This window comes from Streptomyces sp. DSM 116795, assembly GCF_055792905.1.
In genome coordinates this window covers 1,832,299-1,846,634 of sequence record NZ_CM147707.1, presented here as the reverse complement: position 1 = coordinate 1,846,634, position 14,336 = coordinate 1,832,299, and the positions used below count along the sequence as shown (strand labels likewise).

Annotated in this window: 12 protein-coding genes and 1 pseudogene; 6 read left to right on the top strand and 7 right to left on the bottom strand. The window is 70.0% G+C overall.

The genetic code is table 11. The annotated features are described in order from the left end of the window. The first annotated feature begins 56 nt into the window (after positions 1-56). Entirely contained in the window at positions 57-563 is a 507-nt protein-coding gene (locus ACSMXX_RS07820) for a DinB family protein (protein WP_473183302.1), read from the top strand. A gap of 340 nt (positions 564-903) precedes the next feature. On the opposite strand, the gene ACSMXX_RS07815 is transcribed toward ACSMXX_RS07820, so the two are convergent. Beyond that, positions 904-1,773, bottom strand: a complete 870-nt coding sequence (locus tag ACSMXX_RS07815; protein WP_473183301.1) for a LysR family transcriptional regulator — start codon at positions 1,771-1,773, stop codon at positions 904-906. Positions 1,774-1,922: 149 nt separating this feature from the next. Here ACSMXX_RS07815 and ACSMXX_RS07810 point away from each other — a divergent pair, with 149 nt between their 5' ends. Continuing rightward, complete coding sequence (locus tag ACSMXX_RS07810) at positions 1,923-2,888, top strand: EamA family transporter (protein ID WP_473184684.1); 966 nt, start codon at positions 1,923-1,925, stop codon at positions 2,886-2,888. On the opposite strand, the gene ACSMXX_RS07805 is transcribed toward ACSMXX_RS07810, so the two are convergent. Next, the gene (locus ACSMXX_RS07805; RefSeq protein ID WP_473183300.1) at positions 2,837-3,604 is read right to left on the bottom strand and encodes a hypothetical protein; all 768 of its coding nucleotides are present in this window, start codon (positions 3,602-3,604) and stop codon (positions 2,837-2,839) included. The genes ACSMXX_RS07810 and ACSMXX_RS07805 overlap by 52 nt on opposite strands. A gap of 289 nt (positions 3,605-3,893) precedes the next feature. Between ACSMXX_RS07805 and ACSMXX_RS07800 the strand changes: the two genes are divergently transcribed. Beyond that, entirely contained in the window at positions 3,894-5,288 is a 1,395-nt protein-coding gene (locus ACSMXX_RS07800; protein WP_473183299.1) for a hypothetical protein, read from the top strand. Positions 5,289-5,507: 219 nt separating this feature from the next. Continuing rightward, positions 5,508-5,627: pseudogene (locus ACSMXX_RS07795) on the top strand (DNA-binding response regulator); the annotation flags it as partial. A gap of 138 nt (positions 5,628-5,765) precedes the next feature. Here the strand turns inward: ACSMXX_RS07795 and ACSMXX_RS07790 are convergent. Then, on the bottom strand, positions 5,766-6,542 hold the full coding sequence (locus ACSMXX_RS07790; protein WP_473183298.1) for an SDR family NAD(P)-dependent oxidoreductase: 777 nt from the start codon (positions 6,540-6,542) through the stop codon (positions 5,766-5,768). Between the two features lie 473 nt (positions 6,543-7,015). On the opposite strand from ACSMXX_RS07790, the gene ACSMXX_RS07785 reads away from it, so the two are divergent. Continuing rightward, entirely contained in the window at positions 7,016-8,320 is a 1,305-nt protein-coding gene (locus ACSMXX_RS07785) for a phospholipase D-like domain-containing protein (RefSeq protein WP_473183297.1), read from the top strand. Positions 8,321-8,643: 323 nt separating this feature from the next. On the opposite strand, the gene ACSMXX_RS07780 is transcribed toward ACSMXX_RS07785, so the two are convergent. Both ACSMXX_RS07780 and ACSMXX_RS07775 read right to left on the bottom strand, forming a co-directional pair. Next, complete coding sequence (locus tag ACSMXX_RS07780) at positions 8,644-9,393, bottom strand: SDR family oxidoreductase (protein ID WP_473183296.1); 750 nt, start codon at positions 9,391-9,393, stop codon at positions 8,644-8,646. Between the two features lie 171 nt (positions 9,394-9,564). After that, positions 9,565-10,470: an AraC family transcriptional regulator gene (locus ACSMXX_RS07775; protein WP_473183295.1), complete on the bottom strand. Its 906-nt coding sequence runs from the start codon at positions 10,468-10,470 to the stop codon at positions 9,565-9,567. A gap of 422 nt (positions 10,471-10,892) precedes the next feature. Here ACSMXX_RS07775 and ACSMXX_RS07770 point away from each other — a divergent pair, with 422 nt between their 5' ends. Beyond that, entirely contained in the window at positions 10,893-11,795 is a 903-nt protein-coding gene (locus tag ACSMXX_RS07770) for a S1 family peptidase (RefSeq protein WP_473183294.1), read from the top strand. A gap of 131 nt (positions 11,796-11,926) precedes the next feature. Here ACSMXX_RS07770 and ACSMXX_RS07765 read toward each other — a convergent pair whose 3' ends face one another. Continuing rightward, positions 11,927-12,442 carry a hypothetical protein gene (locus ACSMXX_RS07765; RefSeq protein WP_473183293.1) on the bottom strand — a complete coding sequence of 172 codons (516 nt, stop codon included), beginning with the start codon at positions 12,440-12,442 and terminating at the stop codon, positions 11,927-11,929. Positions 12,443-12,847: 405 nt separating this feature from the next. After that, positions 12,848-14,140 carry a helix-turn-helix domain-containing protein gene (locus ACSMXX_RS07760; protein WP_473183292.1) on the bottom strand — a complete coding sequence of 431 codons (1,293 nt, stop codon included), beginning with the start codon at positions 14,138-14,140 and terminating at the stop codon, positions 12,848-12,850. Positions 14,141-14,336: the final 196 nt, after the last annotated feature.

Below are 14,336 nucleotides of genomic sequence, written 5' to 3'. Positions count from 1 at the left end.
GCCCGCCGCCCGAGCGGCCGTACGTCACCGCAGAACCGTCGAACGAGGGGAGCACAGTGACCACGGAACGCACATTCCCGCCGCTGACCGGAGGAGAGCGAGAGACGCTGCGGGCCTTCCTCGGCTTCCACCGCGAGACCCTCGCCATGAAGTGCGAGGGCCTGAGCGACGAACAGCTGCGCCGCGCCGCGTCACCGCCGTCCACACTCACGCTGCTCGGCCTGGTGCGGCACATGGCGGAGGTGGAGCGCGTCTGGTTCCGGCGCGTGATCAACGGCGAGGACGTCCCGCTGGTGTGGTCGGACGAGGGGGACTTCCAGATGGCGTACGACGCGAGCGACTCCACCCGGGCAGAGGCATTCGCCGCCTGGCAGGCGGAGATCGCGCACGCGGACCGCATCGTGGAGGAGGCCGCGTCGCTGGAGGTCACCGGCCGCCGGCCGGGGTCGGGCGACGAGGTCTCGCTGCGGCTCGTGATGCTGCACCTCATCCACGAGTACGCACGCCACAACGGCCACGCCGACTTCCTCCGCGAGGCGATCGACGGCACGACCGGAACCTGAGCGCGCCCGGCGAAACGGTCGCGCCGGCGGACGATCAGGGCGTCCAGGGCGGCACCGCGCAGCGACGTGTCCCGCGGCCCGAAGACGAAGCCCCGGAAGCCGCCGAGGGCACGCACGAGCGGCCCGTCCTGCTCACAGGTCACCCCGGCTGACGGCCGTGGGGGTGCTCCCCGCATCAACTCGTCGTACGCGGCGAGCAGTTCGGCGTCCCGGTCGTCGTCGTCCGTCACGACGCCGACGCTACGCACCGGAACCGGCCCGAACGGCCGTTTCCGCCACCGGGGGCCAGCGGCTGTGCCATGAGCCGGCTGGTGTGTCCGCCGCCCCGAACCCCCGGGTGTCAGGCGGCTTCGCGGTAGAGATCGGTGAGCAGGGCGACGGCGGCGTGGGTGGCGGGATGAGGGTCGTGCCGCCGCCAGATGAGGTGTACGGGGACGGGCCCGGCGTCCCGCAGGGGGCGGTAGGCGATGCCGTCGCGGCGGTACTGGGTGGCGGTGGCCTGCGGGGTGACGCCGACGCAGCGGCCGGTGGCGATGGCGGCGAGCCAGTCGTCGATGTCGTGGGTGTACTCCACGGCGGGGCGGGCGCCTTCGGGCCACAGGTCCAAGGTGGTGGTGCCGGTGCGGCGGTCCACCACGAGAGTGCGCTCGCGAATCTCTTCCAGGCGGATGCTGCGGCGCCTGGACCATGGGTCGTCCGAGGCGAGGGCGAGACAGCGGCGCTCATGGCCGACGAGGGCGTGGGCGTAGTGGCGGGCGCTGACGGGGGTGCGGAGGACGGCCATGTCGCACAGGCCCTCGGCGACGCCCCCGGTGGAGGTGTTGTGGCGGATCAGATGGAGTTCGACGTCCGGGTAGCGGTCGTGCCAGCGGCGCTGGAACTCGGCCGTGTGGCGGCCCATCGCGGACCAGGCGTGCCCGATACGGAGCCGGGTGTGGCCGGTGGTGGCCTGGTGGACCAGTTCGTCGGCCTCGGCCAGCAAGTGGCGGGCGCGGGCGAGAACCTGGACACCGGCGGTGGTGGCGATCACGGTGCGGCTGGTCCGGTGCAGCAGCCGCACACCGAGGATCCGTTCCAGCGCGAGAAGGTTCCGCGAGACCGCGGCCTGGGAGAGGCCCAGTTCGATCGCGGCGTCGGTGAAGCTGCCGGTGTCGACGATCGCCACCAGGCAGCGCAGGTGCCGCAGCTCCAGATCGGGACGAGCTCGCATGCGTCCAGGGTATAGATGGAGCGTCCGATGCATTTTGCGCATGCGCCGGCGCGGCCGATCGTCGTGCCATGGCAATCGAAGCTTCCGTGGACACGACGCCGGCCGCCGCGTCGCAGGAGGTGCGGCCCCGGTGGCCGGGGGTGGCGCTGATGGTGGGCAGCGGGCTGTCGAACCAGGCCGGAGCATCGGTCGCCGCGCTCGCCTTCCCCGTTCTCGGGCCCGTCGGGGTGGTGGCGGTACGCCAGTGGGTGGCCGCCGTGGTGCTGCTGAGCGCCGGGCGTCCGCGGCTGCGTTCGTTCTCCGCCGCGCAGTGGTTTCCGGTCCTCGGCCTCTCCGCGGTCTTCGCGACCATGAACCTGACGCTGTATGCGGCGATCGACCGGATCGGGCTCGGCCTCGCGGTCACACTGGAGTTCCTCGGCCCGCTCACCGTGGCCCTGGCGAGCTCCCGCCGCCGCATCGATCTGGCATGCGCGCTCGCCGCAGCGGCGGCCGTCGTGATCCTCACCCGTCCCCGGCCCAGCACCGACTACGCCGGTATCGGCCTGGCCCTGCTCGCCGCCGTCTGCTGGGGCTGCTACATCCTGCTCAACCGCACCGTGGGCGAACGCCTTCCGGGACTTGAGGGTTCGGCCGCCGCCGCGGCCGTCTCCGGCTTGATCTACGTACCCGTCGGCACCGCCGTCCTGTGGCTTCACCGGCCGACGCCCGGCGCCCTGTTGTGCGCGCTGGCCGCGGGTGTGCTGTCCTCCGCGGTGCCGTTCCTCACCGACCTGCTCGCGCTGCGCCGGGTCCCCGCGCGCTTCTTCGGGATCTTCATGAGCGTGAATCCGGTGTTCGCCGCCCTGGCCGGGGCGGTCGTCCTCGGCCAGCATCTCGACCCGGCATCGTGGCTGGCCGTTGCCGTGATCGTCGGCGCCAACTCCGTAGCCATGGGCACCACCGCCAACCACCGCACCAAGGGGAAGACCAACCGCTCGCGGTGGACCCGTTCCGGGCCTGGTCTCGGCGGTGGTGCAGACCGGCGGCCTGCTCAAGGACCAGGGCGAGCGCGTCGCAGACGTCAGTGGCTGGGGCCGTCGAGCGGCAACGGCTCGAACGATGACCTCGTATAAGACCCATAGGGGTCCAGGAACGTGATCAGCTCCCCGAGCGCGTTGTGTAACCGGATCAGTCGGAGTCTGCCGGCGTTCCGGTCGGCGGCGAAGCGCCCGAAGTCGTCGATCAGCGGCGCGAACCACCGTACGAAGTCGGGGTTCTCACGGATCTCGTGATGGAACCGCAGGGCGGAGATGATTCGGTTGGCGTCTCCTGGTGAGGAGTCCGGGTCGATCATCAGGTCTCCCAGCACCCAGGTCTCCCCGGTCCACAGCTGGAATGTCCAGTCCTCGGCCTCCACGGAGGCCGCTTCGGACACTGCCCCGATACGCCGCATCAGTTCACGGTTGCGCTCCTGGCTGCCCACGTCCAGATAGCGCGGCTCCTGGTGCAGCACCCGCGACCATCCGAGATAGCAGCCGATGCGGTAGAGGGTGTCGTAGAGGTAGTAGTCGACGTCCCGTTGGTGCCGGTGCCGGTTGGCAGCCCCTTCGGCAGGCTCCTTCAGCAGGCCGCCCAGGTCCCTCTCAACCGCGTACGCGAGCCGTAGTCGGAGTGCTGTCGCGGCCTGCAACAGCGGCTCGGCGTACCGGCCGACCTTCTCGCGACGGGCTTCCTCGCGGAGCGCACGCTGCCGTCGTTGCTCGAACAACGCACCCAGCACCACAGTCGCCACGGCGCTCGCAAGGGACACCCCGGCTGCCGCCCACGCCGCGACATCCGTCCCGCTCAACCCAGCTCCCAACACGGCGTGCGCATGCCTCCATTGTGGCGCCCGGTGTGCAGCTTTGGCTGCCGGTCGGGTTCTCCGGACAGGCCTGCCATGGCGCCCCTGTCCGCCGGGCGAGCTGACGCTGGTCATCGCCGTCGCTACCGGCATGCATGGGACACGACGGTCCGGAGCGCTTTGTCGCGTCGGGACAAGTATCCGCCGGAAGACTTGGAAGGTGGGTGACCGGGCAGTAGCTTTTGCCGGTCCACCCCCCACGGGCCGCGTGCCCGCGCGAGCGAAGAGGTTCCGCGTGAAGCGTGTTACTAGCCGCGCCTGGTTCTCCGTGATCTGCATATCCGGCTTGCTGGTCGCGGGAATGGCGGTTCCGAGCGCGTTCGGCACCACCACCGAGGCCGCCGGTCCGAACGGATCCTTCGCGGACGACGACCGAAGACCCGGCCCCGAACTCACCGTCGCATCAGGCCGGTCCGAGTCCGCGACGATCAGCCGTCCCTCGGACAGCCGGGGACCCAACACACTCAAGGACGCGAACGTCGCGCTCTCCTCCTACGACGCCGAGGCCGGCCGGGCCGTTCTCAGCCGGCAGGACCGGGACACCGGCACCGGAAGCATCGACGTCCGCAAAGGCGACGTGATCGCCAGCCCGCCCTCGAAGGCAGCCCCCGCGGGCGCACTCGTCAAGGTCAGGGACGTGCGCACCGATGAGGGCGGGAAGGCCGAACTCCGCACGTCCCGGGCCAACCTCGCGGAGGTCCTCGGCGGTGCGAAGGCCGACGGGAAGATCCCCGTTTCGGCCTCGGCCTGGAAGGTCGACCCGCAGATCAAGGGACTCGACGTGGCACGAGGCGCCGCGAAGAGCTCTCGCGGAACACCGGCCGGGAAGGCATCCGGCAGCGCGGGCACCAAGAGCAGCAACCTGCACTTCGACTTCGACACCGAACTGCCCGGCTCCGGAGACGATCCGGGCCAGGAGCCCGGGACCGCGCTGGGAGGGTTCCTGGAGATCTCACCCAAGGTGGACGTCTCCTACGACGGGCACGGCTCGGACGACCCCGCGGACGCGACCGCATCCATCGGCATCGGCGGGGACTACAAGGCCAGTTGGCGCGTACGAGGCACCGTCGAACCCGATTTCGCGCAGCGCATCCCCCTGGCCGAGGCGACCGCGCATCCCGTGATCATGGTCGGTCCGGTGCCGGTCGTCGTCACGGTGAAGCTCACTCTGGCGCTGAAGGTGCGAGCGAACGGCCGCATACAGGTGGACGTGGACCAGGCCGCGACCGGGTCGGTAAAGGTCGGCACGCGGTACGCGAAGGAGTCGGGCTGGGAGCCGGACACCCAAGCCGACGGCGAGACCCTTCCCGGCGGCAGGGCCGAAGTCTCCGGTGAGGGCGAACTGCGCACAGCGCTCGGCCCCGAGGCGAACGTCAGCCTCTACGACACGGTGGGCGTGGTCGCCTTCTTCGGCCCGTACCTGCGGGCGACCGGCCAGTACGCGGACTCGGGGCCGGACACCCAGGGACGCGGCGCGTGGAAGCTGTACGGGGGCCTGACCCTCGAGAGCTCCCTGTTTGCGCAACTGCCGTTCGTGATCATCGGCAACCGTCCATCGAAACACATCGACTTCCCACCCGTCAACCGCGAGTGGTTCATCACCGAGGGGCAGTTCCCGGCACCCTCCTGATACCGGGAGGAGCGCGGGGGTCGATCTCACCCGCGAACGACGAGGGCCCGGGTCACCGACCTGGCCCTGGCACGTCCAGAGGCACTGACGACGAGTGCTCGACTCTCGGTTGGGGGAGGAACTGGCTCGCGCACTCACCGGGCACAGCGACGGCACGCGGCAGAGGCAGGGGGCGGCGCACGCGCAGCTTCCTGTGGCGGGCAGCGTGCAGGTGTCCCGATGGTGGTCACCGAGCGCGCTGTGCACAAGCATGTCGGGAACATCTTCGCCAAGCTCGATCTGCCCGCCGAGGACAGCGGCCACCGGCGCGTGCTGGCCGTGCTCGCGTACCTGAGCTGAGCCCCTTGCCGGGTGCACTCGCCGCGACGGCCGATACGGCACGCCGACCGCGCGGCCCCCTCTGCTCGGATGCGGGCTGACAGCCGTCGCGGGGACATCGTTCTCCATCGAGTCGTCGCGGTGGTCCGTTGCGGTGCGTCAGTTCTTGGGTGTCCGGGAGCGCGCCATCCGGGCCGCCACGGCGCGCGGGACGTGACGCACCGCGAAGGCGTACGCCTTGTACTGCCAGCCGGCGACACTGACCGGCTTGCCCCGGTGGAGGTCGCGCAGTGCCTGACGTACGACGGTGTCGACGTCGAGCCACGCCCAGCCGGGCAGGCTGGTGAGGTCCATCCCGGCGCGCTCCTGGAACTCGGTGCGGGTGAACCCGGGGCACATGGCGAGGACTTTGACGTTGTGCGGGGCGAGGTCCACGCGCAGCGATTCGCTGAACGCGGTGAGCCATGCCTTGGCGGCGCCGTAGGTACCGGTGGGCAGGAGCCCGGCGACGGAGGAGACATTGATGACGGCGCCGCGCCTGCGCGCGGTCATGCCTGGGGTGGCGGCGTGGGTGAGCCGCATCGGCACCCGGGCGAGGAGGTCAAGCATCCGCTCCTCGTCCTCGATGGCGCTGTGCGGGAAGGGCGCGGGCAGGCCGAACCCGGCGTTGTTGACGAGGACGTCGACTGGGGAGACGGAAGCGTCCGCGGTGACGGCGAGACGGGCCTCGACCCGTGCGCAGCCGTCCCGATCGAGGAGATCGGCGACGAGCACCTCGGCTTCGACGCCGTAACGGGAGCGCAGCTCGTCGGCGGCGGCCCTGAGGCGGGTCTCGTCGCGGGCGACGAGGACGAGATCGGCTCCGCGGGCCGCGAGCCGACGGGCGAAGCAGGCTCCTAGGCCGGAGCTGGCTCCGGTGATCAATACCGTGGTCATCGGTTCCCAGGGGTGAGGTGTGTGCCGGACAACAGCCCCGCTACCGGGCCTCCGTACGGAGAACTCGTTGCCGTCGGGGTCGAGCATCGCGCCACGCCCTCCCCGCGAGCGCAGCCTAGGAGCGGCTGTGCGGCACCCGCATCCGGGTTTCCGTCGCGGGGGTCCGGTCCCCACAAGATGCACTGGAAGCGAGCAACGCTCCTGCAGCACGTCAAGAGGCGTACGCATCAGGCAAATTGACAGGCTGTCATATTGCGGGTGCAAGTGCTGTGTCACGGTTCAGACCGTCCTGCAACCATTCGAAGTTCTCACATGTCGCAAGTTGGTACATGAGCCCAACAACTTGATGTCGTGGGAGCTTCCTTGTCGTTCCGCCTCAACCCGACACCTTTCTTGCCTGAGTTCCCGCAGTTCCGTCGGCCTCCAGCGGCGACCCGGCTCTTCATCATCGACAGCCCAGCGAAAGGCCGCCCATGAAGCGAACGGTCACGTTGATCATCGCGCTGGTCGTCACCATGCTGCCGCTGACACCGGCGCACGCCGCGGTCAAGAAGGCCAAGCCCCCGCTCAGTTGCGAGCATCGGACCTTCACCTCCAGCCCGGGCCCGCGCTTCAACGACCCGGAGGACCCGACCTCCCAGATGAAGATCATGGGCCCGCTCATCGAGTCGATCAACAGCGCCGGCTGCGGGCAGACCATACGCGTCGCCATGTACTCGATCAGCAACGCACAGCCGGGCCCGGACTTCGCCAACGCCCTGATAGCCGCGCACCAGCGCGGCGTCATCGTCAAAGCGCTGATGGACGCCCACAGCGACAATGCGATCTGGCAGTCGATGGTCACCGAGCTGGGCAACGACCCGCGAGCCTCCAGCTTCGCCGCGCTGTGCCCGGGCGGCTGCCTGACCCACTACGCCGGCTCCTCCCTGCACGCGAAGTACTACATGTTCAGCGGCGGGCAGGATGCGAACAGGACAGTGACCGTCAGCAGCGCCAACCCCACCTCCGCCCAGGCCAGGACCGCGTGGAACAGCAGCGCCACCGTCAAGGGCAACGTCGCCCTGTACAACTCCTACGTCAGCTTCTTCACCGCCATGGCCAAGGGGGCGCTCAACGGCCCGGGCCCGCTGGCGCCCGACTACTACAACTCGACCAGCGCCACGGCCGCCAGGAAGCTGTCCCCGCCCACCTACCAGTGGCCCAAGGCGCGCTCCAAGAGCGACACCTGGGTCGACTTCCTGAACAACATCAAGGCACCGGCGACGATCAACATCGCCATGTTCCAGTGGACCTCGCACGGGAAGCCGGGCGAGCGGAACTATCTGGAGCTGCCGAAGAAGCTGGTGAGCCTGGCAAAGGCCGGCGTCAAGATCCACATTCTGATCACCGCGGGAATGGTCGATGACAGCGTGCAGAACTACCTGAAGGACCGGCCGAACATCTACGTGCACGACACCACCCGCGAAACCGACGCGAACGGCTACGCCAAGCATTACACGCACGACAAGTACATGATGGTCAGCGGCAATTACGCAGGGACGGCCAACTCCAAGCTCGTCTTCGTCGGTTCCTCGAACTGGACGAGCAACGGCGTCTGGCACAACGACGAGTCGGACCTGAAGCTGACCGGCCGGGCCGGCTACGACACGTTCATGGCGGACTGGCAGAACCAGTACGACCGTTGCTGCGGGACGGCGGGGCGGCAGTCGATCGCCGAGGAGCGCGGCGAGAGTACGGCGCGAGAGATTCCGATCGATCCGAGCCAGGCCCGGGAATAGACATTCTCGGTCCCGGACAGCGACAGCGAGCAGGTGTCCGGACGTGAAGAAGCTCCTGATGGACGGCAAGAGCAAGATCGCCTGTCCACCAGGAGCTTCGGCGTGCTTGCTGCCCGGCCGGCGTCGATCCGTGCACCTCGGCTCTGCGCTTCCTCGCCTGTGAGCTCGCCGCACGTCGCTGCGAACAGGGCACGCGCTGGCGCCGGCTGTCCGCATGGGCTCGATGCGGGGGCCCTTGAACGCGTAGGTGGTCCGGCCGGTTGCACATATGGAGGTGACCGGCGCCGGAAACAGCATCAGTACAGCGTCAGCCTGCTGGTTGATCACTTCGCCTGGGCGAGCCCGATTGCGTCGGGGCCGGCCGGGAACCGCAGCTGGCCGGTCGTGTCGTGCACGGCACGCCACACGGTTTCGGCGACGTCGCTCTCCTTGGTGAACAGATCCTGGTTCATGAAACCGCTCATGACCTTCTCCGCCCACGGAAGGTAGGGCTCCGGGACGGCCTCTTCCAAGGAGTCGCCGTCCAGGGCGGTTTCGCCGAAGTTCGTGGTCAGGCAGGCGCCTGGCTCGACGGTCTTCGCCTGCACTCCGAAGGCCGCGAGTTCGAGTGCGAGGGATGCGGTGAAGCCCTCGATGGCCATCTTGCTCGCCTTGTAGACGGCGGTGAGCGGCATGTGGCCCAGCACCACGCTGGACGTCACGTTGACGACCACGCCGGAGCCGCGCTCACGGAACTGGGGCAGCACGGCCTGGGTCGTCGCCATCACGCCGAACGTGTTGGTCTCGAAGACCTCCCGCACCCTGGCCATGGGTGTCCCTTCGAAGACACCGATCGAGGGGACGCCCGCGTTGTTGACGAGGACGTCGACGGGCCCCGCCGCCTCCAGTGCCCCTTCGATGGTCTCGGGCTTCGTCACGTCGAGTTCGAGGACGCGGAGCCGGTCCGACTCCGGGAGGACGCCGGGACGCGGTGTGCGCATAGTCGCGATGATGTTCCACCCTTGCTCGTGGAAGTAGCGGGCGGTCTCCCGGCCGTATCCGGACGACGTACCGGTGATCAGAACGGTCTTCATGGTGTGATCCTTGCGTGTGTGGTGGGATCCGCGGAGCGGCATTTTCCTGCTCCGCAGAAGAACTCCTGATCCCAGTAAACCGCTCTGACCTGCGCAGATCCTAGAAGGATCCTCGCCCATCCTTGCACGATCCTCCTTCGAGGCGGGCCGGGCCGGCTTGCCACGCCACGCTCAGGCCAGGACGCCCGCCGGAGTGCGTGCGGTGTTCCGCAGGCGGGCGGCGTCCCGGCTCGGGGGTTCGCCGAACTGGCGGCGGTACTCGCGGCTGAACTGCGAGGGGTTGTCGTAGCCGACACGGTGGCCTACCCCCGTCACGTCGCCCGGGTGGGTGGCGAGCAGCAGCCGCGCCTCCTGGAGCCGGATCTGCTTCTGGAACTGGATGGGGCTCATCGCTGTCACCGCCTGGAAGTTGCGGTAGAAGGCGGAGACGCTCATCCCGGACAGGCGTGCCACGTCCTCGACCCGGAAGGGCTCGGCGTAGTGCTCGCGAATCCACCGCACGGCCCGGGAGACATGACTGAGGCCGCTGTCGGCGAGGCCGAGCTGGCGCACCGTCGCGCCCTGCTCGCCGGTGATCAGGCGCCACAGGATCTCGCGCTTGATCAGAGGGGCCATCACGGCGCGGTCGCGGGGCTCGTCGAGCAGCCGAAGCAGGCGGACCACCGCGTCGAGCAGCGCGGGCGGAGCGTCGCTGACGGCGATCCCCGACGGTGCACCGGTGCCGGTACGGGGGATGTCTCCCGGACCGGCCTGAAGCAGCAACTCGGCGATGACGGACGGTTCCAGCACGAGACCGAAGCCGAGCGCCGGCTGTTCCGGGGCGGCCTGGAGGAACTGCCCGGTGACGGGCAGGTCGACGGAGGCGACCAGGTACTGCCCGGCCCCGTACTCATAGACCCGGTCGCCCAGTGCGAGGTGTTTGGCGCCCTGCGCGATGACCGCAAGCACCGTGCCGGACATGGAGGGCTCCGGCGGGTCCGGCCGGTCGACCTTCGAGATCAGAACGCCGTCGATGGCGGTGGTCCAGTCGGGGCGGACATGCCGGGCCAGCAGCGTGCGGAGTTCTTCGAGGTACATGCCTCCAGTGCAGCAGACATCCGGCCGGTGCTCCCCGCAGTGCGAGCATCGTGCAAGTGGCCGCGAGCATGGTTCCAGCGCCTTGCCAGGTCACAGCGGTTGGACGGAGTCACCCCACTCCACCGGAAGAGCCTCCGGGGCTCCAGCTCGGATAGTGCGGGTTGGTAGTGGCCCTCCACAACCTGATGCTTCATCGCTCTTTCTCACCTCACAACTGCCTTGTCAGAAAACAGCACTACAGAAGGGCGTAGATCCGTCAAAACATGAATCAGTTCGGACAAGCCTCTTGCCTTTCGGTTCAGAGGCGCCGAATACTCCCTTCGGCGCTTGTCATGGGCACGAGGGCCACAGCTCCGCCGTGCCCATGACCGCGCCTCACGGGCCCGAGAAGCGGACCCCCTATTCCCCTCCTGGAGGCATCAGTGAGGATCAGGCGCATCACCCCCACCAAGGGCACCCAGAGACGCACCCGGCTGATCGCCGCCGCGTCCGGACTGGTCGCCGCGGCAGCGCTCACCACGCCTGCCGTTGCTGCCGACGCTCCCACCCCCCGGTTCAGCGCCTCCCAACTGTCCGCAGCGAGCGACGCTGTGCTCGATGCCGACGTCGCCGGCACCGCGTGGCACGTGGACAAGAAGACCAACTCCCTCGTCGTCACGGCCGACAGCACCGTCTCCCGCGCCGAGATAGCCAAGATCAAGAAGGCGACGGGCTCCGGGGCCACGGCTTTGAAGATCGAGCGCACTCCGGGCAAGATCCGCAAGCTGCTCCAGGGCGGCGACGCCATCTACGCCAGCAGCTGGCGCTGCTCGGCGGGCTTCAACGTCCGCAGCGGCAGCACGTACTACATCGTCACCGCCGGGCACTGCACCGACGGCGCGGGCACCTGGTACTCCAACTCCGCCCGCACCTCGGTGATCGGCCCGACGGCCGGATCGAGCTTCCCGGTCAACGACTACGGCCTCGTCCGCTACAGCTCCTCTTCCGCCAGCCACCCGGGCACCGCGGGAGGCACCGACATCACCAGCGCGGCCAACGCCACGGTCGGGATGTCCGTCACCCGGCACGGCAGTACGACAGGCACCCACAGCGGCACCGTCACCGGCCTGAACGCCACCGTGAACTACGGAGGCGGCGACATCGTCTACGGCATGATCAGGACGAACGTGTGCGCGGAGCCCGGCGACAGCGGCGGCTCCCTGCGTTCGGGGAGCAGGGCCATCGGCCTGACCTCGGGCGGCAGCGGAAACTGCTCCTCGGGCGGTACGACGTTCTTCCAGCCCGTCACGGAGGCGCTCAACGCCTACGGCGTCAGCGTGTACTGACGTGAACTGACGGCACCGACACCGTCCCCGTCGGCACGAGCCCGGGTCGAGCGTGACGGCCCGGGCTCTGCCGGCTCCACCCGGCGAAAGCCGGATACGCGGCCGGAACTCCCCGGGGCCCTCCTCGGCGGTCAGCCACCGCCCCGAGTGCGGAAGGTGCGCGACACCTGCCCCAGCACATAGGCGCAGCACGCGGCCCCCGGCACCACAGTCCGCCACGCCTCGTACCAGCCGGGCACCGCTTCCAGTGCGCCCGGAGAGTGCTCCGGGTCGAGCAACTCCCGCTGGAACGGATGCATCGCCCCGGCCCAGGTGAAGGCCGCGACGAGCAGCACACCCAAGGCCCAGGCAGTCAGTCGCCGCCCAGGCCGCCCCTTGAGCGTGGCCGGAATCAGCGCGGCCACGGCAACCCCGGCAACCAGGAGCGGAGATCCCACCCAGGGTGCCCACTGCAGAAATGTCACATCCCACAGCCTGCTGTGGAACCAGACGTCGCCTCGTGTACGAGTCTGGATCACCGCCAGCACGACCGGCCACATCGCGACGTACGCGAGACCGAGCGCACTCGCGAGCCCGAGCAGCCAGGCCGCGGGCACGTTCTTGGTGCGCCGGCCCGCCATGCTCGCTGTGTCCCGCCCGTCTCCCAAGTCCCGTACTCCTCCGCTGTGTTCGCCGCCGCCTCACAGCGGCCACGCGGTGGACGAGACGTGCGGAGCGCGGCGGGCGGTTCCTCCGCGCGGCCTCGATGCGGAACAAGGCAGTCGAATGCGCAAGAGAGGGCGATGACGGAGCGACAGTTGCGTCCCGTACTCAACGGCACCCGCCCACCCCGGCACGGCCTGCTGCGAGGCGCTCACACACCACGGGGCGAGGCTGGGACAAGGGAGTGCCGTGCGCGTGGAACACTTCAACTGCGAAGCTGTGCGGTCGCGGAGGCCCGGACCGATCGCAAATGCAATGCCGCCGGCCGCTGTTCGCGCTTCGCCGTTTCCCTCGGAACCCTCCCGGCGGCGTCCGTCCTGGTGCATCGCGAACAGCATCTGCTGGCTGTTTCACAGCCGCGCCGCCTTCAGGGCCAGGTGCAGCAGCAGACGGGAGGCGCCCTCGTCGAGGTCGAGTCCGGTGAGGGCCTCGATGCGGGAGAGCCGGTAGTAGAGGGTCTGCCGGTGGATGCCGAGTGCCGCCGCGGTGCGGCCCGCCTGGCCCGCGTGGTCGAGGAACGCCTCGGCGGTGCGGGCCAGTTCGGCGTGGGCGGGGCGCAGCAGCGCCGCCGCGGCCGGGTCGCCGGCGGCGCCCGCGGGCAGCGCGGTCAGCAGCCGGTACGGGCCGATGCCGTCCCACTCCGCGGCCGGGCCCAGCCGCTCCGGCTCCGCCCTGGCGGCACGTGCCGCGGCGAGCGCCTCCCGCCAGGCGGCCGCTGCCCCGGACAGCCCGCGCCGGGGGGAGCCGATGCCCGCGACGGCGGGGGAGCGCGGCACGCGGAGCAGCCGCCCCGCCGCCGTACGGGCCGGATCCAGGGCCTCGGCCGAACGCAGCCGCACCAGGGCGGCGAGCACCGGCTGCACTGCCGCCGTCCCTGCCGTCGTCCCGGCCGCGGCCCTGGCCGCCGTCCCGGCACCCGTTCCTGCCGCCGTCCCGGTGGCCGGGAGCACGCACCGGGCCATCACATGCGGTACGGGCCCGCCCGTACCGCCGTACGGAGCGCCGCCGGTGCCGCCCCCGGCAGCACCGCCGCCCGCGGCACCACCACCCCCGCCGCTTCCGTGCTCCGCCCCCCAGGGCAGCACCGCCAGCAGCACCAGCGGCCCGGACGCCGCCGGGCCGAGAAGTTCGCCCAGCTCGGCGGCCGCCTCCTCGCCTCCGCCCCGGTCGTCCGCGGTCAGCACGGTCCGCAGCAGCTCGCCCGTACGCGCCTCGGCCCCCGTCTCCGCCGCCAGCAGCGTCCCGATCCGCGAGGCCACCGCCATGGCCGAGGCCAGCCGCGGATCGGCCAGGTCGAGCGCGCCGTCGTCCATCAGCCAGATGTATCCGTGCACGACTCCCGCGTTCCGCACGGGCAGACAGATCCGGCCGTGCTCGACGCCGGCCGACGGTTCGGGGTCGATACGGACAGGCCCCGTCGCCCTGGTGATGCCGAAGCTCTCGAACCACCTGCGCACCTCGGTGCTGGAGCGGCGGCCCAGGATGGAACGCCTGCGTACCGGGTCCAGCGCGGGCTCCGCGCCTTCTCCGTCGCCCTCGTGGGCGCCGAATGCGATCAGCGCGAAGTCGCGGCCTTCCAGGGTCGCGGGCGTGCCCAGCAGTGCGCAGACCTCGTCGATGAGTGCCTGATAGTCCTCGCGCATGATCGTCCCGCTGTTCCGCTCGGTGCTGCCCGCGTCGTCCCCGCCGTGCCCCCGGCCGCTGCCGTACGGGCGTCGGCACCCCCATTCTCGTACAGATGTCTGAGATCTGGGACACGGATGCGTGACAGCTGTCGATGGCCGCGGGATGGCGCGATCCTTAGATTCAGGGTGGCTTCCGACGCCGTGGCGCTCCGTC